General features: G+C 65.1%; 25 protein-coding genes, 2 pseudogenes and 1 riboswitch. Of the genes and pseudogenes, 9 read left to right on the top strand and 18 right to left on the bottom strand.

The features are described 5' to 3' along the window. Positions 1 to 1,569: pseudogene (locus M3498_08015) on the bottom strand (transposase). Between the two features lie 250 nt (positions 1,570 to 1,819). Here M3498_08015 and M3498_08020 point away from each other — a divergent pair. Beyond that, positions 1,820 to 2,050: a hypothetical protein gene (locus M3498_08020; protein ID MDQ3459227.1), complete on the top strand. Its 231-nt coding sequence runs from the start codon at positions 1,820 to 1,822 to the stop codon at positions 2,048 to 2,050. Between the two features lie 275 nt (positions 2,051 to 2,325). After that, complete coding sequence (locus tag M3498_08025; protein ID MDQ3459228.1) at positions 2,326 to 3,180, top strand: sulfurtransferase; 855 nt, start codon at positions 2,326 to 2,328, stop codon at positions 3,178 to 3,180. Between the two features lie 70 nt (positions 3,181 to 3,250). On the opposite strand, the gene M3498_08030 is transcribed toward M3498_08025, so the two are convergent. Continuing rightward, positions 3,251 to 4,570, bottom strand: coding sequence for an aspartate aminotransferase family protein (locus M3498_08030; protein ID MDQ3459229.1), 1,320 nt, complete (start codon positions 4,568 to 4,570; stop codon positions 3,251 to 3,253). A gap of 420 nt (positions 4,571 to 4,990) precedes the next feature. Here M3498_08030 and M3498_08035 point away from each other — a divergent pair, with 420 nt between their 5' ends. The 3 genes from M3498_08035 to M3498_08045 all read left to right on the top strand — a co-directional run bounded on the left by M3498_08035 (position 4,991) and on the right by M3498_08045 (position 6,380). Then, positions 4,991 to 5,533 carry a CHRD domain-containing protein gene (locus M3498_08035; protein ID MDQ3459230.1) on the top strand — a complete coding sequence of 181 codons (543 nt, stop codon included), beginning with the start codon at positions 4,991 to 4,993 and terminating at the stop codon, positions 5,531 to 5,533. 104 nt (positions 5,534 to 5,637) lie between these two features. Further along, positions 5,638 to 5,928, top strand: a complete 291-nt coding sequence (locus M3498_08040; protein MDQ3459231.1) for a hypothetical protein — start codon at positions 5,638 to 5,640, stop codon at positions 5,926 to 5,928. After that, positions 5,925 to 6,380 carry an 8-oxo-dGTP diphosphatase gene (locus tag M3498_08045; protein MDQ3459232.1) on the top strand — a complete coding sequence of 152 codons (456 nt, stop codon included), beginning with the start codon at positions 5,925 to 5,927 and terminating at the stop codon, positions 6,378 to 6,380. Before M3498_08040 ends, M3498_08045 begins: the two co-directional genes overlap by 4 nt. Here M3498_08045 and M3498_08050 read toward each other — a convergent pair. The 4 genes from M3498_08050 to gatC all read right to left on the bottom strand — a co-directional run bounded on the left by M3498_08050 (position 6,377) and on the right by gatC (position 8,590). Next, positions 6,377 to 6,658, bottom strand: a complete 282-nt coding sequence (locus tag M3498_08050; GenBank protein MDQ3459233.1) for a hypothetical protein — start codon at positions 6,656 to 6,658, stop codon at positions 6,377 to 6,379. The two genes, M3498_08045 and M3498_08050, sit on opposite strands and share 4 nt — an antisense overlap. Positions 6,659 to 6,711: 53 nt before the next feature. Continuing rightward, positions 6,712 to 7,539 (bottom strand): cyclase family protein, encoded by an 828-nt coding sequence (locus tag M3498_08055; GenBank protein ID MDQ3459234.1) that lies wholly within the window; start codon positions 7,537 to 7,539, stop codon positions 6,712 to 6,714. A gap of 158 nt (positions 7,540 to 7,697) precedes the next feature. Further along, positions 7,698 to 8,174, bottom strand: a complete 477-nt coding sequence (locus M3498_08060) for a hypothetical protein (GenBank protein MDQ3459235.1) — start codon at positions 8,172 to 8,174, stop codon at positions 7,698 to 7,700. Between the two features lie 131 nt (positions 8,175 to 8,305). Then, on the bottom strand, positions 8,306 to 8,590 hold the full coding sequence (gene gatC, locus M3498_08065; GenBank protein ID MDQ3459236.1) for an Asp-tRNA(Asn)/Glu-tRNA(Gln) amidotransferase subunit GatC: 285 nt from the start codon (positions 8,588 to 8,590) through the stop codon (positions 8,306 to 8,308). Between the two features lie 50 nt (positions 8,591 to 8,640). Here gatC and M3498_08070 point away from each other — a divergent pair, with 50 nt between their 5' ends. Then, entirely contained in the window at positions 8,641 to 9,192 is a 552-nt protein-coding gene (locus M3498_08070) for a Uma2 family endonuclease (GenBank protein ID MDQ3459237.1), read from the top strand. 30 nt (positions 9,193 to 9,222) lie between these two features. On the opposite strand, the gene M3498_08075 is transcribed toward M3498_08070, so the two are convergent. The 10 genes from M3498_08075 to M3498_08120 form a co-directional block, all read right to left on the bottom strand. Continuing rightward, on the bottom strand, positions 9,223 to 9,954 hold the full coding sequence (locus M3498_08075) for a DUF554 domain-containing protein (protein MDQ3459238.1): 732 nt from the start codon (positions 9,952 to 9,954) through the stop codon (positions 9,223 to 9,225). A 1-nt stretch (position 9,955) separates the two neighbouring features. After that, entirely contained in the window at positions 9,956 to 10,570 is a 615-nt protein-coding gene (locus M3498_08080; GenBank protein ID MDQ3459239.1) for a FixH family protein, read from the bottom strand. A 36-nt stretch (positions 10,571 to 10,606) separates the two neighbouring features. Beyond that, positions 10,607 to 12,130 carry a CopD family protein gene (locus M3498_08085; protein ID MDQ3459240.1) on the bottom strand — a complete coding sequence of 508 codons (1,524 nt, stop codon included), beginning with the start codon at positions 12,128 to 12,130 and terminating at the stop codon, positions 10,607 to 10,609. Between the two features lie 11 nt (positions 12,131 to 12,141). Next, positions 12,142 to 12,621 carry a copper resistance protein CopC gene (locus tag M3498_08090; GenBank protein ID MDQ3459241.1) on the bottom strand — a complete coding sequence of 160 codons (480 nt, stop codon included), beginning with the start codon at positions 12,619 to 12,621 and terminating at the stop codon, positions 12,142 to 12,144. A 32-nt stretch (positions 12,622 to 12,653) separates the two neighbouring features. Continuing rightward, positions 12,654 to 13,085, bottom strand: coding sequence for a hypothetical protein (locus tag M3498_08095; GenBank protein ID MDQ3459242.1), 432 nt, complete (start codon positions 13,083 to 13,085; stop codon positions 12,654 to 12,656). Positions 13,086 to 13,173: 88 nt separating this feature from the next. Next, a complete protein-coding gene (locus M3498_08100; protein ID MDQ3459243.1) occupies positions 13,174 to 13,476 on the bottom strand; it encodes a metal-sensitive transcriptional regulator in 303 nt (100 codons plus the stop codon). Positions 13,477 to 13,752: 276 nt separating this feature from the next. Beyond that, positions 13,753 to 14,115 (bottom strand): hypothetical protein, encoded by a 363-nt coding sequence (locus M3498_08105; GenBank protein MDQ3459244.1) that lies wholly within the window; start codon positions 14,113 to 14,115, stop codon positions 13,753 to 13,755. Between the two features lie 88 nt (positions 14,116 to 14,203). After that, positions 14,204 to 15,703 (bottom strand): 4Fe-4S ferredoxin, encoded by a 1,500-nt coding sequence (locus M3498_08110; protein ID MDQ3459245.1) that lies wholly within the window; start codon positions 15,701 to 15,703, stop codon positions 14,204 to 14,206. A gap of 159 nt (positions 15,704 to 15,862) precedes the next feature. Then, on the bottom strand, positions 15,863 to 16,111 hold the full coding sequence (locus M3498_08115; GenBank protein ID MDQ3459246.1) for a FixH family protein: 249 nt from the start codon (positions 16,109 to 16,111) through the stop codon (positions 15,863 to 15,865). A 186-nt stretch (positions 16,112 to 16,297) separates the two neighbouring features. Further along, positions 16,298 to 16,984 (bottom strand): 5'-methylthioadenosine/adenosylhomocysteine nucleosidase, encoded by a 687-nt coding sequence (locus M3498_08120; GenBank protein MDQ3459247.1) that lies wholly within the window; start codon positions 16,982 to 16,984, stop codon positions 16,298 to 16,300. Between the two features lie 323 nt (positions 16,985 to 17,307). On the opposite strand from M3498_08120, the gene M3498_08125 reads away from it, so the two are divergent. The 3 genes from M3498_08125 to M3498_08135 all read left to right on the top strand — a co-directional run bounded on the left by M3498_08125 (position 17,308) and on the right by M3498_08135 (position 20,925). Further along, positions 17,308 to 17,847 (top strand): hypothetical protein, encoded by a 540-nt coding sequence (locus M3498_08125; protein ID MDQ3459248.1) that lies wholly within the window; start codon positions 17,308 to 17,310, stop codon positions 17,845 to 17,847. A gap of 346 nt (positions 17,848 to 18,193) precedes the next feature. After that, positions 18,194 to 19,120 carry a cation diffusion facilitator family transporter gene (locus M3498_08130; protein MDQ3459249.1) on the top strand — a complete coding sequence of 309 codons (927 nt, stop codon included), beginning with the start codon at positions 18,194 to 18,196 and terminating at the stop codon, positions 19,118 to 19,120. Further along, complete coding sequence (locus M3498_08135; protein MDQ3459250.1) at positions 19,117 to 20,925, top strand: dynamin family protein; 1,809 nt, start codon at positions 19,117 to 19,119, stop codon at positions 20,923 to 20,925. Before M3498_08130 ends, M3498_08135 begins: the two co-directional genes overlap by 4 nt. 3 nt (positions 20,926 to 20,928) lie before the next feature. Here the strand turns inward: M3498_08135 and M3498_08140 are convergent, their stop codons facing one another. Next, positions 20,929 to 21,507, bottom strand: a complete 579-nt coding sequence (locus M3498_08140; GenBank protein ID MDQ3459251.1) for a hypothetical protein — start codon at positions 21,505 to 21,507, stop codon at positions 20,929 to 20,931. A gap of 43 nt (positions 21,508 to 21,550) precedes the next feature. Further along, a riboswitch (Fluoride riboswitch) is annotated at positions 21,551 to 21,612 on the bottom strand. A gap of 146 nt (positions 21,613 to 21,758) precedes the next feature. Then, positions 21,759 to 22,424 (bottom strand): annotated as a pseudogene (locus M3498_08145) (MFS transporter). Positions 22,425 to 22,447 lie beyond the last annotated feature (23 nt).

Here is a 22,447-nt window from a genome sequence, read left to right on the forward strand (position 1 = left end):
CTACGGCGGCAAAGTTAGCTGGAGCCAGTCAGCTTCAAGCTGTGCCAGGTAAGCGTCAGGGTGTTGACGGAAGCGGCGTTGCAGGGTTCGGGTTTGGCGACGTTGGTCGAGTTCTTGGCGCAAGTCAGCCCACGCTTCCAGGCTGGTGGGCGCGAGGTCGTTGGCCGAGAAGGTAGTTACTCTGGTCGCGGCAGCCGCAACAATCCTGACCGAACCGCGCAGCACCAACCCAGGCGAGGCGGTCTTGCGTCCCGTCGCACGCCGCTCATAATAGCGGTGGGAACCAAAAAACTGTTCCAAATCGTTGTTCGTCTTGGGTAACCCAGGAACCCTGTAGCAGTAAAACAGCCCCGGCCAGTAACTGCGACTGACTTTGAGGAAGTGGTCGACCGCTGGGGTGAGCTCACCTGCCTTGCTGCGGTGACGCTTCATAGCACCTAAAAGGCCGCGGAGCTGCCGCTTCACCCCCCGATACCCGTTTCACAGGGCACCTTCATCAAGCTTAGTTGGGTTATCGAGGATGCAAGCGGCCTGATGTACCCAGCCATAGGCGCTGCGGATATCAGGCCATAGCGACTGCGTCTCTGCTAAGCCTCGGTTAAGGATAGCCCGCAACCGCTGGAGTTCACGACCCCCCCGCCCTTGTTCTGTAGCTTGCTCGCCACCTTGCTCGTTGCCTTGGCCTGTTATCCGGTCGAGACTCCCGGCTATCGCCGAGAGGCGCGCCTGCAGTTTCAAACCGGACGCGACCAGGGGAGGTCGACCGTCATCACTCAGCGCACTGCGCACCGCCGCACAATACCCACGAATGACCTCCGCCTCGCTATCCTTGCGGTCTTCGAGGGCGCACTCGATCGGGCGGATACCCCGCACCCGTTTCTTGAGCTCTTTCTTGGCGTGTCGGTCGGCCTCGTAGATGGGTCTTGCCGCCTCTCGCAGGTAGTGGAACTGACAGAGCTGATGCACTACTCCAGGAAGAGCCTCCCGCACAGCCTTGCGCAACGACTGTTGGCCGTCACTGATGACCGCCGCAATAGGAACAGGTAGCGCCCCCGCAACCTCGCGCAGTAAGCCGCTCAGCTCATCGCTGCTCGCCGACAGCAGACTCCGTGCCACCAATACCTCGTTAGAAAGACAATCCCGCAGCACCCACAACACTTCGTGACCCACATCCGGCTGCAGCCCATCAAGTGCCAGAATCACTCGCCCCTGTTTGAGCGTCAGCTCAGCCAAGCGTTGCCCGTCGGTAAGCGACAGGGCCAGTAACTCATCGTAGCGATCGAGCAGGTTGCTCACCGTTCGCTGGCTGATTTCCAGCTTGCGCGCCCGCAACTGCTCGTGAATCTCTGGCACACTGCGGTGCTGCTGATAACGCAGCGTGCCTATTAGGGCGATGACGTCCAGACCAAACTCGTGCTGCGGTAGGGCAATACCTCCCTCTGCTTCGGGACGGTAGGGTTGATGATAGCAAGAGCAGGTAGGGTTGGTGCAACGACGCACCTTGAGGCGTAACCTGACAACCTGCCTCAGTGTCGTTACGGTCCGGTAGTTGTCGTAGTCCGCCCACATGGCTACACCGCACAATGGGCAGCGACGCTGCAAGGTATGCAGCGTCTGTACCTCAGTGGCTGGGGGGCGAGCGGCTCGTCTGGCCATCACCACACCTCCTTACGCTGTAATCGTGCCCCTGCTGGGCCTGACAACCCCTATCATAGCTAAAACCAGCTAACTTTGCCAACGTAGTTTTGTAGAACTTGGTGCTTGTCTTTTGATTACACTACCGACGGAGATGGGTGGGTTTTGCAATCCAGTCTCGCCCTTGCCTGAGGGCCTTCAGCTGTTCGATGGCGACACCCTTGCCACAGATTATGGAGAGCTTACCTTTGAACGCGGTGAAGCGATGGATCTCCAGCATAGCTTTCGCTTGTCGGCAAGCCAACCCGGCCACGTTACGGTCATTGGCTTTCTTATCGTCCGTTATGACGAGGATGATTCAGGTGACGTGATAACAAGCGTAGAAGACGAAAGGGGCTTTCTGACGTTTCGCTAGGTTTTGTTGGACAAGAGAAGCTCTGTACGATCTTCATCTGCGGATGAAGATCGTATCTATAGGATCCTCCTCCGAGGGTGGAGCAGGTCTCTAATAGTTGGTGATGAGGTTATTGTCGTGACGTTCCGGTAATTCGGCCGCCTCGCTACCAATCTCGTGGCGCCTTTCGTAAGAACGCGGTGCGGGTCGCCTTGCGCTAGCTAGCTTGTTGCAGTAGTTGACTTTATATGTCAACATTTTGGTAAAGACGCCTCGAGCGTCGCAAGGAGTGAGCCATGAACTATGCCAACCCCGAGGTACTCGTCTCGACGGACTGGGTGGCCGAGCACCTAAGCGACGCCACCATCCGCCTCATCGAGGTGGATGAAGACGTCTTGCTCTACGAGCAGGGTCACGTCCCCGGCGCGGTCAAGCTCGACTGGCACACCGAACTCCAGCGCCAGGACGTGCGCGACTTCATCGACGAAGAGGGCTTCGCCAAGCTGATGGCGGAAAAGGGCATCTCGAACGACACCACCGTGGTTCTCTATGGCGACAAGTCGAACTGGTGGGCCGCCTACGCCTTCTGGTTTTTCAAGTACAACGGCCACAAGGACGCGCGCCTCATGAACGGCGGCCGTCAGAAGTGGCTGGACGAGGGCCGCGAGCTCACCACCGAGGCCCCCTCGCACCCCAAGGGCGGCTACGAGGTACCCTACCGCGACGAGTCGATCCGCGCCTACGCCCCAGACGTCTTGCAGCACATCATCAAGGTGCAGAGCGGCAAGGCGACGCTGGTCGACGTGCGCAGCCCCGCCGAGTTCAGCGGCGAGCTCCTGCACATGCCCAACTACCCCCAAGAGGGCGCCCAGCGCGGCGGCCATATCCCCGGTGCGCAGAACATCCCCTGGGCGCAGGCGGCCAATGAGGACGGCACCTTCAAGAGCGCCGAGGACCTCGCCCAGCTCTACGGGAACAAGGGCGTGACCCAGGACAAGGACGTCATCGCCTACTGCCGCATCGCCGAGCGCAGCTCGCACTCCTGGTTCGTCCTCAAGTACCTCCTGGGTTACCCCAAGGTCCGCAACTACGACGGCTCCTGGACCGAGTGGGGCAACATGGTGGGCGTGCCTATCGAGAAGACGGCTTAAGGACAAGACTGAGGGCTGAGCGGCAGGCTTCAAGCTCAGCTCTCGGCACCGGTCCTTGCCCGTCCTGGCTCTAGACCGTCGCCGTAACCGGCTCGAGCGCGCGCCTGATAGCCGCCTCGAGCCCCTCCATACCCTCCTCGAGTTCGGCGTCGCTCATGCGAATGGGTGGAAGCAAACGGATGACGTTGCCATAGGTGCCGGTCGGCAGGAGAATCAGGCCGCTCTCGCGGGCGTTGGCGACGATGGCCTGGACCGCTTCTTTGTTCGGCGTCTTGTCCTCGGCGCTGGTGACGAACTCGAGGCCGATCATGGCGCCCAGGCCGCGCACGTCGCCTAACTGCGCGAACTCGAGCTGCAGGTCACGGAGGCGGCCCATGAGCACCGTACCGATCTTGCGCGCCCGCTCCAAGAGCCCCTCCTCCAGGATAACGTCCAGCGTAGCCAGCGCCGCCGCGCAGGCGGTGGGGTTGCCGCCGAAGGTCGAGCCGAGCTGACCGGGGCCAACCTTGTCCATTACCTCGGCCTTGCCGATGACCGCCGAGAGCGGAAAGCCCGAGGCGAGCGCCTTGGCGCTGGTGATGATATCGGGCTCCAAGCCGTAGTGGTCGACCGCCCACCACGCGCCGGTGCGGCCGATGCCCGATTGGATCTCGTCGTCGATCCAGAGGGCGCCGATCTCGCTTGCGTAGGCGCGCAGGGCCCGGAGAAAGCTTTCGGGCGCGGGGATGAAGCCGCCCTCACCGGCCACGGGCTCGAGCAAAAAGGCCGCCACCTCGCCCTCGCCGATGGTCGTCTTGACCTGATCCTGCAATAGGTCGATGTAGTACCGCGTGCTCTGCGCCTCGCTGGCGCCCGCTAGGGGGCTGCGGTAGAGGTAGGGGTAGTGGGCGCGGTAGATCTCGGCGGCGCGGGGCGCGAAACCCTCCTTGTAGGGGTCGGCCTTGCCGGTCAGCGACAGGGTCATGTGGGTGCGGCCGTGAAAGGCGTGGGTAAAGGCCACCACGCCCTGGCGCTTGGTCGCTACCCGCGCGATCTTGACCGCGTTCTCCACCGCCTCGGCGCCCGAGTTGACGAGAAAGGTCCTTTTGGGCGAGGGACCGGGGGCGAGGCCGTTGAGCCTTTCGCAGAGCGCGATATAGCTCTCGTGCATGCCGACCGCGAAGCAGAGGTGCTGAAAGCGTTCGCTCTGCTGGCGCACGGCCTCTAATACCCGCGGGTGCGAGTGGCCTATGTTCATCACCGCGATGCCGACGCTCCAGTCCAAATACTTCTTGCCGTCGGCGTCCCAGAGGTACGATCCCTCGGCGCGCTCTGGGTAAAAGGGATGCACCGAGTAGGCGGCGGGCGCGACCGCTTCGGCGCGGCGCTGGCGTAAACTGTCGTTGCTCACGTTATCCTCCCTCGACTTTACTTTCCAAGGTAGACAGAGAAAATTCCGAATAATCTTAGCTTCACTCTTACTTATACTTTCTAAGCAAAAGCAAAAGGCGACTGCGCCTTACAAAGCCATGTTAGCACTCCAGGCGGTTCTTGTGTACTCCCATCCCTGTAAGCGCTCCACCTTCCCTGCAAGCGCTCCATCAGGAAAACAAGGTGCAAGCGCCGTGTCGCAAACCGAGTCGCCGGACGACGGCAAGAGGGTCGTGGGCAAGAGGGTCGTGTTTCTGTCGCCACATGACCGTTTCCTGACAAACTGTATGAAATGCCTTATTGGCAAGGGCGAAGACATGGCAGGCTGAAGAGTCAGACGCGGAACCGCTTTGCAAGCAGACGAACGACCGTCCGTGGCTGTCAAGAATGGAGAGACGACATGAAAAAGATTTTTAGCCTTTTAGCCCTCGGTCTTGCCCTTGCCCTCGCCGCTTGCGCCCCTCAAGCCCAACCGGATATGGCCATGCAGGAGGGGATGGCGCAGGAGGAGTCGGCCGCCCCGATGGCGCCAGAGACCGCGGCGGATATGGACGCGATGACCACCCTCGTCGAACTCTTCGGCGATGAGGAGGTGCCGCCGGTCGATACCCTGGCCTTTGGCGCCGCCACCGTGACCCTGACGGGCAACACCCTCGAGCTCGTCGGCACCTTCGAGAACCTCGAGAGCGACCTGATCGAGGTCGCCGGTACGCCCGCGCACATCCACGAAGCCCCGCGCGGCGAGGCCGGCGGCGTCATCTTCCCGATCGCCGTCACCGCCAACCCCGACATGCGCAGTGGCGCCTTCAGCCTGAGCGAAGAGCTCTCGAGCGAGCAGCTCGACGCGCTCCGCGCGGGCAACTTCTACATCAACGTCCACACCGAGAACAATCCCGGCGGCGAAATCCGTGGCCAGATCGAGCTTGACATGACCGGCATGTAGACTGCCGGCGGTTTAGCTGAAAGCACTGATTACTGAAAGCACCGAAGCGGCCTCCGGGCCGCTTTTTCATGTCCCCTGGGGTCGGCTATGGGGTAAGGTGAGGCGTGCGGACGGGTTACCAGATCGAGCAGGTTTTCGTGCGGGCAAAGGCCGGCCGGACCGAGGTCAGTCTGGTCATGGTCGCTCCCAGCGGCGCCATCAAACATGAAACCCTGCAAGCTTTGGCCCAAGACAAGCAGGCGGCGCTCGAGCAGCTCGCCCGCGTCCTGGCCTTTCGCCCTGACCTAAAGAGCGTCAGGGGCGCGCGGCTGCGGGTCGAGGTCGGCGGCCGCCTCGAGGACGACCCCGGCTTGTTGGCTGTCTTCGTCGCTGCTTTTAGGGAGGCGCGGCGGTGAAGCTCGCCACGCTCTGCTACTTGAAGCGAGACGGCCACACCCTCATGCTCCACCGCCGGCGCGAGGGCGACTACCACCGCGGCAAGTACAACGGGCTCGGCGGCAAACTCCTCTCCGGCGAGTCGCCCGAGGACTGCGTGCGCCGCGAGGTCTATGAGGAGTCGGGCCTCAGCGTGACGGAGATGCGTTTCAGGGGCGTCCTGACCTTCCCCCTGTTCGACGGCCGCGACGACTGGTACGTCTTCGTCTACACGGTGACGGGCTTCGAGGGTAAGCTCAGGGCTTCGGCCGAGGGCGAGCTGAGCTGGGTCGCCGACGAGGACCTGCTGGGGCTCGAGCTGTGGCCGGGCGACCGGATCTTCTTGCCCTGGTTGGAGGGGAGCGAAACCTTCTCCGCCACCTTTCGCTACCAGGGGGGCCGGCTCAGGGACTACGAGGCGAGCTTCTACTAGGGAAGGACGAGGATATCCTTCCTCGGGTGCCGGTACAGGACCAGCAGCGCGCCGCAGCCGTGGCGGTAGAGGGTCTCGCCCCTGGCGACGAAGTCGTAGTCGTGGCAAAGTGGACACTCGAAGATCTCGATGGCGCGCCCCAGCGACTCGCTCCAAGTCTTTACAAACACCTCCGCGCCGACCGTATAACCTTCGGGAATGGCACAGTGTTCGACCTCGACCTCTTCGCCCAAGCGGAGCGGCGAGGCGCAGAGCAGCTTGCGGACCTCGAGATACACGCCCGGATTCTAGACAATCTCCGGGCGCGCGTGGTCATGGGACCGTCAGCCCGTCAGGCCCAGGCGGCCATCAACCGGACGGGTCCGCCCGAGGCGTCCAAGACCTTGGGGCCGCCGACGATGACGGTAGCGCCCGCGGCGGGCACGGCGCGCAGGTTGGCGACGCCCTCGAGCCCCCACTTGCCCGCGCCCAGGACGGTCAGATGCACCTCGAAGGTGGTGGACGAACCGATGTCCAGCGAAAGCGTGTCCACCCCGATGCCCGAGATGTCGCGCTCGCTCACCAGGAAATCGGCCGCCTCCGGCGAGAAGCCGGGAGAGCGCAGGACGCCGCTCTCGTCGGCGTTCAAAAAGCTAGCCGGCTCGTCCACCCTCGCGTCCCAGCCCGAGTGCATCATGACGGCGGCCCCGGCGGGAAGGGAACCGTGCGCGACCTCCCAAGCCTCGATGTCCTCGACCGTCAGCGTCGCTTCGGGGTCAGCGTTCGCCCGCTCCGAAATGTCGATCACCGCCAAGGGCACGATCAGGCTCTCCAGCGGCACTCTATCGGCGGTGACCGCGCCCGCCACGAAGTGCGCTGGGGCGTCCATATGGGTGCCGCTGTGCTCGCCCAGGTCCCAGCGGTTGGCGTAGAAGCCATCGCGCTCGACCGTCACCAGGGTGGTGATGCGCATGGGCTCGAAGGCGGGAAAGACGGGAAAGCGCTCGGAGAGGGTGTGGGTGAGGTCGGCCAGGGTGCCGAGCTGGAGGCCGGTCTGCGCCGCGGCCCGAGGGCTCAAGGCCAGCGCGGCGCCGCCCAGGGCCGCGCCGCTCGCCAGCCTGAACAGCTCGCGGCGGCTCAGTTCCCGCCTAACAATGTCCATCACCTTGGGTGCGCACATGATGCCCTCCGGGGCCTCCAGGTTTTCCGGCGGGCGCCGGGGGAGGTTGAGCCAGTCTAGCGAGCCCCCAGAGCGCCGTCAATGCCGGTGGCTTGCAGAAGCAGCACCCGTCGGAGATGCCCCAGGAAGAGCAGCATCACGGGAGCTGAAACGCGGTGCTAGAAGTGCAGGTTCACGCCCGCGCGCGCCCTGAAGTAGCGGCTGCTGTCGTCGAGGGTGATCCCCGGTTGCACCTCGCCAAAGGCGCCGAGCGGACCCAGGCGCAGTTCCGCGCCGGCCAGAGCGTGCGCGCCGTAGACGGTCGTGGCGGTGAACTCGAGGCGGCCGTCGGCAAAAAAAGCGTCGGCGCCCGCGCCGACGTAGAGGGTGGTAAAGGGCAAAGCGAGGTTGAAGAGCGCGTCGGCGCTGGCGCGTCCAAAGCTCGTCAGGCGGAGGTTGGTATCGACCAGAGCGCGAACGCCGATACTCGGCGCGAGGTTGATGCCCAACTGCGGGCTGATGCTCACCGTCTCGTCCAAGGCGGCCGCGCGCGAGACACCCGCACCAATGTAGACGCCTTGCGCGAAGGCGAGCGATAACGAAGACAGCGCCAAAGCCAGCAACAAGGCCAATAACACGCCGAGAACTCTTGTCATGGGAACCTGCCTTTCGGGGTGATCATACGGGGTGATCATACGGGCTGATCATACGGGGTGGCGGTCGCGGCAAATGCGACCGTCGGGCCCAAATGGCTTTCATGAAGGCTCGAGCAGCCAGACCGGAACGGCTACTCGAGCGTGCGCGGAACCTTGAAAAAGCCGTCCTCATGCGCCACCGCCACCGCCAGGGCCTCCTCACGGCTGAGCCCGGGCCGCGGCGCGTCGTCGCGGAAGACGTTGACGCTGAAGATGGGCCGGACGAGCTCTTCCACGCCCTCGGTGTCGAGCTCGCGCAGCTCCTCGAAAGAGGCGAGAATAGCGCTCAGCTCGCCCCTCAGCGCCTCGGTCTCCGCGGCGCCCAGCTCGAGTCGGGCGAGCCTCTTGAGGTGCTCCATGTCCCCGTCGCTGATCACGGCTCGAGTCTAGCACGGCCCTATGCTAGACTCGGCTCGAGGTTGAGCATATGACCACCCGAACACGCCCAGTGACGGCGGAAGAGCTGCTCATGATGCCGGACGACGGCTTTCTCTACGAACTGCTGAGGGGAGAGCTGAGGAAGATGTCGCCGGCAGGGCACCAGCATGGCAAGGTCGCCATGAGGATAGGATGGCGGCTCGCGCGGCATGTGGTGGCGAATGATCTCGGTGAGGTCTATGCGGCCGAAACCGGCTTCAAGATCGCCTCGAACCCCGACACGGTGCGCGCTCCCGATGTCGCGCTCGTGAGCCGGCCAAGGGTAGAGGCTGTTGGAGACGTGGAGGGCTACTGGCCGGGCGCACCTGATATGGCCGCGGAAGTCCTGTCACCGGAAGACACCTATACCGAGCTCGAGGAAAAGGTCGTCGAATGGCTGAGCGCCGGGACGTGCATGGTCATCGTGCTCGACCCCCGCAAGCGCACCGCGACCGTCTACCGCTCGCTGACCGACATCGTTATTTTGAGTGAAGAGAGGGCGCTGGACGGTGGCGAGGTCGTACCCGGCTGGACGGTCCCCGTAGCCGAGCTCTTCGGCTGAGCCCGCACCATGCAAGCTTGCCGGTGAAGCTCAGTAAAACAGCCTGCCCAGGTGGTAGAAGGCGACCACCAGGAAGAGCGCGGGCAGCAGGCTGGCCACCCGCAGCTTTTTGATATCCAGAAGCCCGAAGCCGATGCCGAGGATCATCAAGCCGCCCACGCCGTTTACGAGCAGCACCCGCGGGTCGGCGGCGGGGTCGGGGATCAGGTTGGCGAAGAGACCCGCGCCGAGCGACAGCCCGCCCTGGTAGACGGCAATGACTACGACCGAAAAGACCACCCCGAAGCCGAAGGTGGCCGCCAGCGCCAGCGAGGCGAAGCCGTCGAGCGCGCTCTTCAGCAACAGAAACGAATCGTCGCCGATGAGGCCGTTCTGGATGCTGCCGATCAGGGTCAGCGGCCCCACGCAAAAGAGCAGGCTGGCGGCGACGAAGCCCTCGGTAAAGCGCCCCTGGCCGCGAAAGCGCCGCTTGAGCGCCTCGCCGAGACGCTCGAGCCCCTCTTCGAGGCGCCACCACTCGCCCAGCGCGCCGCCCAGGGCCAGCGCCACGAGGCCGACGATGACACCCGGCGGCTCGCTCACCCGGGTGAGGTCGAAGGCGTTGCTGAGGCCGACGAAGAGCGTGGTGAGGCCCAGCGCCTGCATCACCGCGACCAGGACGCGCTGGGGCAAGCGGCCGCGCAACAGCAGGCCCAGGCTCGAGCCCAGCAGCACGGTCACGACGTTGACGATAGTGCCCGAGGTCTGCTCGAGCGGGTTCACGCTAGGCGCGCCTCTTGCCCGGTTCCTTGCTTTGTTGTTCCTTGCTGCCTTGCGCCGTGCCGGTCTGCCCTTTGCTGCCGGTGAGGACGATGACCGTTACCACCAGCGCGACGAGCAGCGGCAGGCCGACGAGCCAGAGCAGCCAGGTGAGCACGCTCTCGATGGGCGTCCGGGTAGGGGGAAAGACGAACTCAAAAAAGGCCGGGTTCGCCTCCGCGCCTGTGCCCGAGTCCGCGCCGATGGCGAACTCGAGCCGGGCGTTGGTCTCCTCCTGGCGGTAGGTCCGGTCGCGGAGCTTGAGGGTCCAGGTCCCGCCCTCGGGCAGGCTCGCCTCGGCCTGGTAGACGCCTTCCCCTGCCTCCGCAAACTCGGCGCGGCGGCCCTGGCCGTCCACCACGGGCTCGCCGGGAGGGAAGAACTCGGCGAAGACGTAGGCGTCGGGGACGCCGAGCCCGCTGGGCTCGCGCAGGCTCAGGGTGAGGGTGAAGGGCTCGCCGGGCTGCGGCGTCCGCGGCTCGCTGACGAGCTCGCCGAAGACGACGGTAGGGTGGGCGAAGGCCAGGCCGAGCAGGGCGAGCAGGGCCAGGGTGCGGATGAGGCGTGAGCGTCCAGTCATGCAGGAGCATCATAACGCAGGGGCATCATGGCTGGGCTAGTCGGCGAGCATCTCGAGCGTAAAGCGCTGCTCCTCTCCCTCCTCGCCAAAGAGGAGCGCGACCTCCCAGGCGCCGACCATCGGAAAGCTGAGGGTGGCGCGCCTTGCCTGGGCGCGGCCGTCGTGATAGGAGGGGTCGCGCTCGAGCTCGAAGCGCTCGTCGTCGCTGGCGTGGTCCATGCCGGGCATACGGTAATGCATGAAGAGCGGGCGCTCGTTCGCGTTGCCGTCCTGGTAGACGAAGACCTCGCTCAGCCCGCCTCCCGCCAGGCTCGGCGTGGGCAGGAAAAAGGCCGTCACGCTGCCGCCCTCCAGCTCGCCCTGATGTACCGTGAAGGACAAGCGTTCGCCCGCGGGGCCGAGAAGTTCCCAGCGGCCGCTTGCCAGTGCGGGCAGCCTCAGCCACAGCTCGTCGGTGCCGTGGTGGGTGGGAACGAGCTCAGCATCCGGTCGCTGAAGGTCGCCGCTCGGGTCGACGACGCTGAAGTCGGCTTCTGCCAACCCTTCGCCCCGCACGACGAGCGCAAAAGCGCCGTTGGCTTCCAAGAGTGGCTCGACGCTGGCGGGGTCGCCGGCGAGGTCTAGGACGTTGACCTGTGCGCCGGGCTCAGGTGTCACATGCGAGTCATGGCCGTTGAGATCGTGCGCCGCGCTATGCTGCGCGCCGTGATCACGGTGGTCGTGCGCGGGTTCGCGGGTGCTCAACACGCCGGTCGCGCCGAGAACGGCGACCAGCAAGACCGACTCGAGCCGCACCGCGCGGCGCAGCCCGCTCGTCTGGCCCTCCCGTTCGAGCCGGGGCATGAAGAGCCAACGGTTGGCTCCGGCGATAGCCAGGATCACCAGCACCAGCCCCACTTTGGCGAGTAGCGTGAGGCCGTAGCTCGTGGTGGTCAGGGCTTCTACGCCGTAGAGGTGCAGGGTCGAGGTGTAGAGGCCCGTCAGGGTAAGGACCGCGACGCCGAAGACGCCCAGGCTCGAGACCTTGGAAACCGCGGACACGAGCGCGTGTTTTGCTTCCGTCCAGTTAGGCGCCCAGGCGAAGTAGAGTAGCGCGCCCGCCCAGAGCGTCGCGCCGATGAGGTGCGCCAGGTCGCCCAGAAAGGGCAGAGGGCCCATCGCCCCGCTGTGACTCACGATGCTCAGGCTTGCCAACAGTCCCAGGCCACCTAGACCGTAGCTCAGGCGGTCGACGGTGCGGGGCAAGCGTCCGCCCAATCCCAGCGTCACGAGCAAAGCAGTGAGCCCGCCGCGGGCGAGGGTTGCCTGACCGTGGCGGGTATGGAGGAGGTAATCCCAGATAAGGTCGGGGTAGAAGCCGCCCACGGCCCGCTGAACGGTGGTGGTGATCTCGGCGACGCTGGCAAGGACGAGCAGCGCCGCGCCCGCGGTCAGGCCCCAGTAGAGGCGTTTCCGACTCGTTGCGCTGCTCAGTTCCGCGCCTATCCAGCGGGAGAAGAGCCCCGCGCCCAGGAGCAGGACGGCGCCGACAAAGAGGCTGGCCTTGAGGACGGCTTCCATGACCTGCGGACCTAGTCGCCTGCTTCGCCAGTCGCGTCGTCGCTTGCTTCTGGGTCATGAGTAAAAGGGTCGTAAGTAAAGAGGTAAAAACCCTGGGTGGTGTGGGTGTCGATCGAGAGGACGCGCCACATCACCACGTAGTGACCGGGCTCCAAGCCCTCTTTGAGCGCCAGCGTGATCTCCGCGCCGGTTCTCGCCTCAGTGCTGACGCCCGCGTCGGCTCTGGCGTCGTCATCGCCGCGCGCTTCCAACACTTCGGAGACGAGCGCGCCTGCCAAGCCGCTGAGCCGCTGCGCGTCGGCCTCGAGGGACAGCTCGGGGTCGGCCTCGAGCGCATAGACCTTGAAGAGGCTGAAGCGCACCTCGACGGGCTCGCTATAGACCAACCGGATCTCTTCGGGAAGATCGGCGATCACGACGTTCTGCTCGGGTGTGGAGGCGCTCAGGTAGGCGTGGGCATGGGCCGCCCCGACCGAGGTCAGGGCAGCCATTACCAGGAGAGAGCGTAACATCATCGGGGCGTTCACGGGAAGCGCAGCTCGGACAGCGCTCTCACGCCGTGCGTCTCGAAGGTCTCGTCGAACTCCACCTCGCCGATAAAGCCGAAGATGCGGATGCTGTAGTCACCGGGCTCGCTCAGCATGATCTCGTCGGTGTAGTAGCCCGGCTTGCCGTACTGGGGCCGGAGGGTAAAGCTGTGGGTCGATTGGCCGTCGGGTGAGGTGATCTCGGCGGAGAGGCTGCCTTCTAAGTTCTCAACGGGCTCGTCGTTGTCCGCGCGGCGGATGATGAGGTCCAAGCCGTTGCGCTCTTCGGTGAAGATGGGCTCGCGGACCATGCCGACGATAACCTTGAACTGGTTGTCGCCTTCACCGACGGTTGCCGTTTGATGGGCGTAGGCGGTGGGGATGGCGAGGATGAGGAGGGCGGCGAGCGCCAGGATGCGGTTTTTCATGGCTGAATCTCCTTTTGCGCTGTGGGGCGCTTTAGAAAACGAATGCCTCTGCTTGCGAATGCCTCTTTTGCAGAAGCTGAGGGCCTGGTCAAGTCTTGTACTTCAGGGCCTCCATGAGCTCGGCGACCATCGCCTCGGTGTCCCCGCGGAGGGCGGCGGTCGCCACGTGATCGCGGATGTGCGAGCGCAGCACCGCCTCGCTGATCTTGCTGAGCGCGCCCTGCACCGCCTTGATCTGCTTCATGACGTCCACGCAGTAGACATCGGGGTCCTCGAGCATCCTCAAGACGCCCTCGAGGTGGCCCTTGGCGCTCTTTAGGCGGAGCGCGGCGGCCTTACGCGTCTCGGGGTCGAGGTGCAGACAGTCGCTATGGGCCTTTACGTCCTTCATCTCGGCTCGAAACAGGGTTGCCCTAAAGTACGGTGCATCAGTTGCCCAGGGGCATCAGTCGCTTAGGGGGATGTCGGCGGGAATGACGAGGGTGAAGCATAGCGACAAGAGCAGCCATGCGTCTTTGCATCAGTTCATCTCCTTGAGTTTTAGCCTGTCTTCAGGCGGTCGGGCTCGAGCAAGTCAGGGTTGGACCTGCAAGGCGACCTCTAGGCAGTGCTCAGAAAGCAGTTAGGAGCACGGCTTTTGCCTGAGCGCTAGCTTTGTGTGGGCTTGTTAGGAGAGATGAACGGGTGGTGCTCTGGCTCCGGCATTGGGGTCAAAGAGGAGCTTTAAATGGGGTGTTATATAGGCAGTAGCGAGGGAGCCTCGAGCAGGGAGGACGCTGCCGGCGGCGGTGGTCGCCGCCGGGAGGCTCGAGACGGCCATCACGCACTTCAGGCAGTGAAGGTGCTGGACCTCGGCTTTATCGGGATGATCTGTGTGATGCGCATGCCCGCTGGCGCTCGAGCTGCTCGTCAGACCCCCTTCGCTGAGCAGGTACGGGGTCAGCGGCAGCGCGGCAGCGAGCAGCAAGACGAGTCCAAGAGACAGCAGGACCCGCAGAGGGTGCTTGGGATGAGCTCGAGCGCGCGTCATATACTCAACCACACTCCGTTCATCTTAAGGATATCTGGGCTCGAGGTAAAGAGGCCAAATGCCCCTATCCCGTTCACAGGCCCGTCATTCACAGGCCCGTCATGAAGAGCGTCCCGCGCATCTCCATCGGCAGGCCTAGGATGAGCAGCGACGCGCCGGCGTAGAGCAGGATGTAGAGCAGCGGCGGCCACATCGCCAGGACGCCCCGAGAGCCGAAGTCGCGCAGGGCGATGCGCAGGGCGGTGGTGAGCGCGAGCAGCGTGTAGAGGCTGACCAAAGCGGCGCTGATGGGAAAGAGCCAAGCGGTCGGCACGACCTGGGCTAAGCGCCAGTTGGGTTCGATATTCCAGCCCCGGTACCAGAAAAAGTGCTCGAAGACGGGCACGATGCTAAGGGCTCCGGTCAGAAAGTGAAAGAGGTAGTGCGCCGCCCAGAAGCCGAAGCCGAGCGGCAGGGCGATGTAGCCCCAGCGCATGAGGGCCTCTAAGGGCGTACTCCGGGCGCCGCCGAAGAGGTCGGCGAGCCAGGCGACCCCGGTGGTCAGGGCGAGGCCGAAAAGGGTGAAGGCGGCAAAGAGGATGCCCAAGACGAGTGCCTCGCTGCGGCTGTTCAAGGCGTCGCCGATAGCCTGCGCTAGCGCGTAGTAGGGTCCGACCATGGCGCTGGCGTTGAGGAGCCCCCAGAAGGCCAAGAGGACGCCCAGCATGATAACGGGCAAGCGCCCGCGTCGCTGCCAGGGCGCGCGCGTCCACTCCCAGCCGGGGCGGCGCAGGCTCAGGGCGACGTTGTCATAAGGGCAGGCCCGGACGCAGTTGAAGCAGTTCGTGCAGTCCATGTTGGACTGGATGGTGGGCACGAAAAGGTCCGTTTCACAGCCTGGAAAGTAGCCCTTGCCGTTGGCGTTTTTGATGTCGGCGAGGGGAATAAAGGCGGCCTCGGCGTGAGCGGGTTTTTCGTCTAGAGTGACTCGGCCGTGGAGGCAGGGCTTGTGCTCGCAACTGCGGCAAATGTCGTGGTCTATAGCGGTGATCTGCGTCGGCGAGGCGGTGGCGTAGGCGAAGTTGAAGTTGCCCAAGGGGCACACGAAGCGGCAAAAGGTCCCGGCGGGGAAGAGCGTGTCGATAGCGAGCGCGCCGACGAAGTAGGCGACGACCAGCCAGGCGGTGAGCCAGGGGCTCGCCCACAGGTCGAAGAGCTCGTAGGAGAAGAACACCGCCAGGAGCAGCCCGGCGACGAGGTATTTGTTTCTGAGACCGCCCGGCCAGCGCAGCTTCCTGGGCAGGCGGGCCCCCAACCAGCGCGTCGCGCCGCGCGTGAGCATCAAGGGGCAGGCGGCGCAAAAGGCGTTGCCGACGAGCGCCAGGGCGACCACCACCAGGCCGCGGTAGTGCAGCCAGAGGGTGGTGGTGGCGACGTTCCGCGGCGCCACGTCGCGGCCGGTAAAGCCGTCGATAATGGCAAATATCGCCAGTACGAGCAGCGGCAGCTGAAAGACCAGCCGGGCGTAGCGCCAGCGGATAAAGCGGCGCAAACCGGGCAGGCGGAAGAGGTCGAAACCCCTTGGTTGCGTCACGATGGCTTTGGACAAGGCGGACACCTCTGGTTGAAAATTGAAAATCAGCAGGGAGCCTATTTTTCAATTTTGAATTTTAAACCTTCAATTGCTCCGGTGCTGAAGACGGCCAACCAGAGGCGCAAGGCTTGGCGAGGGGTCACGCCCTCGAGCCCCTGCCGAGCCGGTTCCTCTTCACTGGCTTCCCGGCACCGTCACGCGCAGCTCGCTCATCTCCCGGCTGCCGTCGGGGTAGCCGATATCCGCTGTGAGAATCCAGTCGCCCGCCATGCTGAACTCGAAGCCCTCGGCCAGGTAGTCGCCCGGCGCGGTCTCCTCGGCCTGGCTGATGACGGGCACCATGCCCGCGTGGGTCATGTCGCCGGTCACCCGCACGCTCGCGCCCGTGACCGCCTGACCGTTCTCCTCGAGGGTCACCCGCACCGGCGCGCGGCCCAGCCGCGGCCCTTCGGGTAGGCTGACGGTCGCCTGACGGTCGGCTTCCCCAGCGCTCTGGCTGCGCGTCTCCGGCGGCCGGCAGCCCGCCAGGAGCAGGGCAAGCAGACAGCAGGCGAGTGCGGCGGCGCGAAAGGTGATGGTCCAGTCATACCACCCTGTAGCCTGAGAAGGTTAGAGACGCCGCAACATCGCCCGGACCACCCGCTCGGCTTGAAAGGCGGCGAGTTCGGCAAAGGCGCGAAAGTCTCCCTCGGCGTGGTCGTCGGCGGCGTCGCTGATCGAGCGAACGACGACGAAGGGTACTCTGTAGCGCGCACAGACCTGCGCGGCGCTGGCGCCCTCCATCTCGGCGCAAACGGCCCCGAAGGTCCGGCGCAGCCAGCGCACCTTGGCCGCGTCGGCGATGAACTGGTCGCCCGAGACGATGCGCCCGGCCTTGACCTGAACGTCCGGCGCCTCCCGCGCGGCCGCCAGGGCAAGCTCATGCAGCCTCGCGTCGGCCGCCCAGGCGAGCCCTTCGCCCGGCACCTCGCCGAGCGCGTAGCCGAGCGCGCTCACGTCGACGTCGTGCTGCACGAGGTCGGTGGAGACGACGAGGTCGCCCACCCCCAACTCCGGGTCCAGCGCGCCCGCGACGCCGGTGAAGATGACGGCGTCCACGCCCTCCAAGAGCAGGCACTGGGTGCTGACGGCGGCGTTGACCTTGCCGATGCCGGATTTGCTCACGACGACCTCCTTGCCCTCGAGCTCGCCCCGGTAGAGGGTAAAGCCGCCCCCGAGCTGCTCCTCCGCGCCCTCCAAGGCATCCCGCAGGCGCGCGATCTCCTCGTCCATCGCGCCGATGATCCCGATTCGCATGGCAGCAGTCTACCGCAGCGCCCAAGTCCGGGCGGGCCCGAGCACAGGGCAAGACTACGAAGCTCTTCGTTGACAAACCCAAACCACACAAGAAGGGAGCCACGTCCATTGTCTTACGACGACATCAGTGACAGTTCCAGCTTAGAACCGCCGTCGCCTAAGTCAGCGTCCATTTCACACTGGACCGCGCCGCCCCTTCTCGTACCGGCCTAAATCTCGGGCTCAACCGTGGGGACGGTGTGGTCCCCATTGCCCAAGAAGGAGGCCGGATTATGCTCGTGCATGATCTAAAACATCTTATTGCCAGGTCATCTCTCGATAGAGTGTCTCTCGATAGAGTCAAAGCAGCCGTCAACAAGGCGACAACCTCGCAAGTCGCGCAGGTGCTCGGCGAACTCGAGCCCAAAGAGCAGGTCGTCGCCTTCCGGCTTTTAGAAAAGAACCGGGCCATCCAAGTTTTCGAGATGCTTGACCCGGGCGAACAGACCGGACTCGTCCGGGCGATGGAAGACCCCGAACTCGTGCAGCTCCTAGAAGGGTTGGACCCCGACGACCGGGTGCGCCTCTTCGAGGAGTTCCCCGCCAAGGTCACCAAAAGGCTCCTGGAGGGCCTCAGTCCCGAGGCGCGCGAGACGGTCAACCTGCTCCTCGGTTACCCCGAAGGGAGCGCCGGCCGGATGATGAGCTCGCGCTACCAGGCGGTGCGCGCGGGCGCCAACGCGGCCGCGGCCCTGGCGGCGGTGCGCGCCTCGAGCCTTCGCGCCGACGAACTGAGGCTCATCTTCGTCATCGACGGCGACCGCTTCTACCAGGGCTATGTGGCCTCGCCAACCTGGTCAAGGCCGACCCGCAGACACCGTTAGAGAAGCGCGGTTCGCCGGCGGGAGCCTCATGTCCTCTATGATGTTTTCTAGAATGTCTAAGATACTGCTGGCGAATTGCCCAGAGCCCCAAAACCCTCGGGGTTTGTTATGAGGAAAATGTCTGTCATTGCGAGCGAAGCGAAGCAATCTCGTAGGCATCGGCAAAAAGCAAGATTGCCACGTCGCTTCGCTCTACCCTTCGGGAGATACTTCGTGAACGCAATGACACCATAATAGCTGTGATGGACGCCATTCTCGAATTCGCCAGCAGCATCTTTCAAACCCCGCCGCCTCACGGCCACAGCGCCTGCTCGAGAGGCTCTGTGAGCGGAAGCGAGGAGGGAACATGGTGACAGGCGTTTCAGCCCAGCGGCTGCGCATGCGCGCGGGCTACTTGAGCCTGGGGGTCGCTGTGGTCGTGGTCGCCATGAAAGTCCTCGGCTACGCGCTGACCGGCTCGGTCGCCATCCTCTCGGACGCGGGCGAATCGCTCACCAACATCGTGGCGGCGGTGACGGTGCTCTTGTCGCTGCGTCTGGCCTGGCGCCCCGCCGACTACGAGCACCCCTACGGGCACAGCAAAATCGAGTACTTGAGCAGCGCCCTGGAGGGGGCGCTCATCTTAGCCGCCGCGGCGGTCATCCTCTTTGAGGCGGGCCGGCGGCTCTTCGCGCCGGTCGAGGTCGAGCAGGTCGCCGGGGGCGTCTTGTTGCTCATTGCGGCCTCGCTGCTCAACGCCGGCGCGGCCTGGTACCTGCGCCGGGTCGCCAAGAGGACGGAGTCGGTCGCCTTGGCGGCCAACGCCCGGCACCTGCTCATCGACGTCTGGAATTCGGCGGGGGTGCTCGTCGCCCTGGGGCTGGTGGCCGCGACCGGCTGGCTCGTTCTGGACCCGCTCGTCGCCCTCTACGTCGCCTACCGCATTTTGAGAGAAGGCTGGCAGGTGATGGCCCGCGCGGCGGCCGGCCTGCTCGACTCGAGGCTGCCCGACGAGGACGAGCGGGTGATTATAGGGGTTTTAAACGCCCAGCCCGAGGTGCTCGGCTACCACCGCTTGCGTTCGCGTCAGGCGGGCTTCAACCGCTTTGCGGAGGTGGACATCTTCGTCGCGCCGGATCTGACGGTCAGGGCGGCGCACGACCTCGCCGTCGCCCTCGAGGACGACTTGCGCGGGCGTCTGGCGAGGCTCAGCATCACCATCCACGTCGAGCCCTTCGAGGCGGGCCGCCGCGAGGGCGCGACGCTGCCGCAAGAGGAGTTCGAGCGCCCTTGAGCCGGCCGGCGCCCCGTCCCTCTACGGACGCTGCGGACGTCGCCGCCGTCATCGACGGCGCGCTGGCGTGCGTGAAGGGGCTGGATTACCTGAACTATAGTGGCTACCAGGTCACCCCGGCGACCGCGCGGCTGCAGGCGCTCAAGGAGAGGCTGGTCCAAGGCCGCTTTCACCTCGCGGTGCTCGGACAGTTCAAGCGCGGCAAGAGCACCCTGCTCAACGCCCTCCTGGGCGTCGCCGTGCTGCCCGCCTCGGTCGTGCCCTTGACCGCTATTCCCACCTTTATCCGCTCCGGGAAGGCGCTGCGCGCCCGCGTGTCGTTCCAAGACGGGCGTCCTCCTGAAGAGGTGGCGGGGGAGAGCGAGGACGACCTCCGCGCTTTTCTCGAGCGCTTCGTGAGCGAAGAGGGAAACCCGGAGAACCGCCGGGGGGTCTCGCAGGCCGAGGTCTTTCATCCCGCAGGCGTTTTGCGCGGCGGCGTGGTCCTCATCGACACCCCCGGCATCGGCTCGACCCTACGGCACAACACCGAGGCGACCTTGGGCTTCTTGCCTCAGTGCGACGCCGCCCTCTTCGTTCTCTCCGCCGACCCGCCCGTGACGGAGGCCGAGCTGGTCTTTCTCGAGCAGGTCCGTGCCCAGGTGCCGCGGTTGTTTTTTGTTCTCAACAAGGTCGATTACCTGAGCCCGGAGGAAACGGTGGCCGCGACGGACTTTTTAAGGGCAACGCTCTCCGAACGGGCCGGCATCTCTCAAGCGCGCATCTTCCTGGTGTCGGCGCGTCAAGGACTTTTGGCGCGCAGCCGGGGCGACGCGGCCCTCTGGAGCCGGAGCGGCATGGCGGAGGTCGAAGGGGATTTGCTGACCTTTCTCGCCACCGAGAAGAGCGCCGCCTTGCGTGAAGCCGTTGCCCAGAAAGCCGCGGACGCTCTCGGCGACCTGCTGCTGCAGCTTGGTTTGGTGGTGCGCTCGCTGGAAATGCCGCTCGAGGACCTCGAGCGCAAGCTGGCCGTTCTAGCAGAAAAGATCGAGGAAGCCAAGGGGCAAAGCCGCCACGCCAAAGACCTGCTGGCGGGTGACCGCTTGCGCCTGCGCGAGTTTTTGGAGGACCATGCGAGCGCGCTCCGGAGCCAGGCGGTGACCCATCTGGAGGGGCGCGTAGAAGCAGCGATGCCCGCCGCAAACGCCGCAGGGGATGCGGAAGGAGGGCTTCAGGAGATGCTGGCAGGGGAGATCTTGGCGCTTTTCGAGCGCCAGTCGAGAGAAGCGACCGGCCTGGTCCGCCAGAGGACCGCCGAGGTGCTCAGGCTGCACCAGCAACGTGCCGACGAGCTGACCTTCGCCATCCGCGGCACCGCCGCCGATCTTTTCGAGCTGCCGCGCCATGCCCCCGATAGCAGCGGAGCCTTCGAGACGGTCCGGCAACCGTACTGGGTGACGCGACAAGGGCCGAGCCTTCTCGAGCCCATCCCTCCTGGAGCCTGGGACGCTTTCCTGCCCGCCGGCATCCGCCGCCGCCGTCTCGAGGCGCGCTGGAGAGGGCGGGTCCATGACTTGGTGACGCGAAACGTGGAGAACCTCCGCTGGGCCTTGTTTCAAAACATCGACGAGGCGTTCTTGCGCTTTGGCTCGTCACTGGCCCAAAGCCTCGCCGAGACCGTGGCCCTTACGCACGGGGCGGTTGCAACGGCGGCGGCGGGAAAAACACACCATGAGGCGGCGCGTGAAGACATCGTCCGTTTGCGGCGGGTGCAAGAGAAACTCATGGAGCTAAAGGCGGCTCTGAAACCCGACGGTGGCGCCTAGTCCTCACACCTCGCCGCCCAGAGCGCGCAGCGCCCGCAGCCAGCTGTCGCGCTCGTCGCCGCTAGGCTCGTGTGCGTAACGGTAGTCGTTTTTGCGGATGAACTCGGCCAGCTCGCCTTGGACCCCCTCGAGCCGCCCCTGAAAGGCGTCTTTGAGCGGGCCGCCTTTCAGCATGTCAAGGTGGCGAAAGCACATAAAGCCCCGGCCCGCCGCGAGCGCCTCTTCGACCTTGGCCTCGGGCAGGCCACGCAGCGACTGGAGGTAGCGGCCTTCGGCCTCCCCTTCGGTCTGGCAGGCGCGGCATTCACGCTTTTTGGGAAAGCCGTTGTCCAGATAGCTGCCGAGCAGGTCCTGCGCCATGATGGCCGAGGAGAGCGCGGCCGCGTCGAGCCCCCGCCAGACCCGCCAGTGCCTGCCGCAAAGCCCGCCGCGCCGCCGCCAGTCGTCACGCACATCAGCGTCGTTGACGCCGTCGCCCAAGACGCCGGCCAGATAGTCCTTGGCGCTCTCCTGCGCGAGCCGGCAGAGCGGGCAATAGGGTTGTTTTAGGGTCTCGAGAACCTCGAATTCGGTCGTGTGCATGCTGCCTCCAGGGTGTTGCCGGGGAAAAGAAAAAGCCCCTACCGCTCGAGTAGGGGCCATCAGCCCCGCAGGGCGGTTGTGGCGGGCTCCATCGCCGTTTTTCCAGGCGTGTTAGCCTTTAGTGTGCCAACCCAAGTGTGCTAGCCCTGATATGCTGCCCATCCTATGCTGCTCACAGTATGCCACCCGTGACGCCCAGGCGTGTGTGGCCCGGCCCGCGATTGGCCTTTCCTTTGGCCTTTCCTTAGAGGCTATCCGTCCCCGCGCAGCCGCGCCAGCGCCAGCGTGCCGGCAGTCATGAGCAGGGCGGCCAAGCCGAAGCCCACTGCCGGCGAGACCGCCGTCCAGAGGAGTCCAACGCCGGCGCTCGAGACGAACTTGGTCACGCCGTTGACGGTGCCGAGCGCGCCGTAGCCGACGCCGCGCACGCCCTGCTCGACCATTCCGGCGGTCACGGAAGCTTCCAGCGCCTCCTGCACCGCCACGTAGTGGCCCGCCAGGAAGAATATCGCCCCCAGCAGGATGACGAGCATCATGCCGTTCGCGCCAAGGACGAAGGCGAGGGCGGTGAAGAGGGCGGTCAGGACGCCCATGAGATAGCCCAAGACGAGCACGCCCAGCTCGCCGTAGCGGTCCGCGAGCGCGCCGATGGGGTAGGAAAGGAGCACCTGCACGAGGTTGCGCCCCACGTAGAGCAAGCCCGCGACCTGCGCCGCCTGCACCACCCCGAGCGAGGGCGTGAGCAGCTGCGTCGCCGCTAGAATCAAGAGGCTGTGCGAGAAGTCGCCCGCGCCAAAGAGGCCCACGGCTCCCAGATAACGCCTGAAGCGCAGCGGTAGGCCGCGCAGCGTGGCGAAGAACTTGAGCGCGGGGTTGGGCGTGTGTTCGGGGTCCCTGACGAGTAAGAGAAAGGTCAGCCCGGCGCCGCCCACGGTGCGGT

The organism is Deinococcota bacterium (genome assembly GCA_030858465.1).
GTDB lineage: Bacteria > Deinococcota > Deinococci > Deinococcales > Trueperaceae > JALZLY01.

Bases quoted from the DNA above. Each gene is read 5' to 3' on its own strand.
- M3498_08025 (MDQ3459228.1), top strand. From the start codon at position 2,326: ATGAACTATGCCAACCCCGAGGTACTCGTCTCGACGGACTGGGTGGCC.
- M3498_08035 (MDQ3459230.1), top strand. From the start codon at position 4,991: ATGAAAAAGATTTTTAGCCTTTTAGCCCTCGGTCTTGCCCTTGCCCTC.
- M3498_08055 (MDQ3459234.1), bottom strand. From the start codon at position 7,539: ATGTGCGCACCCAAGGTGATGGACATTGTTAGGCGGGAACTGAGCCGC.
- M3498_08060 (MDQ3459235.1), bottom strand. From the start codon at position 8,174: ATGACAAGAGTTCTCGGCGTGTTATTGGCCTTGTTGCTGGCTTTGGCG.
- M3498_08070 (MDQ3459237.1), top strand. From the start codon at position 8,641: ATGACCACCCGAACACGCCCAGTGACGGCGGAAGAGCTGCTCATGATG.
- M3498_08080 (MDQ3459239.1), bottom strand. From the start codon at position 10,570: ATGACTGGACGCTCACGCCTCATCCGCACCCTGGCCCTGCTCGCCCTG.
- M3498_08085 (MDQ3459240.1), bottom strand. From the start codon at position 12,130: ATGGAAGCCGTCCTCAAGGCCAGCCTCTTTGTCGGCGCCGTCCTGCTC.
- M3498_08090 (MDQ3459241.1), bottom strand. From the start codon at position 12,621: ATGGCTGCCCTGACCTCGGTCGGGGCGGCCCATGCCCACGCCTACCTG.
- M3498_08095 (MDQ3459242.1), bottom strand. From the start codon at position 13,085: ATGAAAAACCGCATCCTGGCGCTCGCCGCCCTCCTCATCCTCGCCATC.
- M3498_08100 (MDQ3459243.1), bottom strand. From the start codon at position 13,476: ATGAAGGACGTAAAGGCCCATAGCGACTGTCTGCACCTCGACCCCGAG.
- M3498_08105 (MDQ3459244.1), bottom strand. From the start codon at position 14,115: ATGACGCGCGCTCGAGCTCATCCCAAGCACCCTCTGCGGGTCCTGCTG.
- M3498_08120 (MDQ3459247.1), bottom strand. From the start codon at position 16,984: ATGCGAATCGGGATCATCGGCGCGATGGACGAGGAGATCGCGCGCCTG.
- M3498_08130 (MDQ3459249.1), top strand. From the start codon at position 18,194: ATGGTGACAGGCGTTTCAGCCCAGCGGCTGCGCATGCGCGCGGGCTAC.
- M3498_08140 (MDQ3459251.1), bottom strand. From the start codon at position 21,507: ATGCACACGACCGAATTCGAGGTTCTCGAGACCCTAAAACAACCCTAT.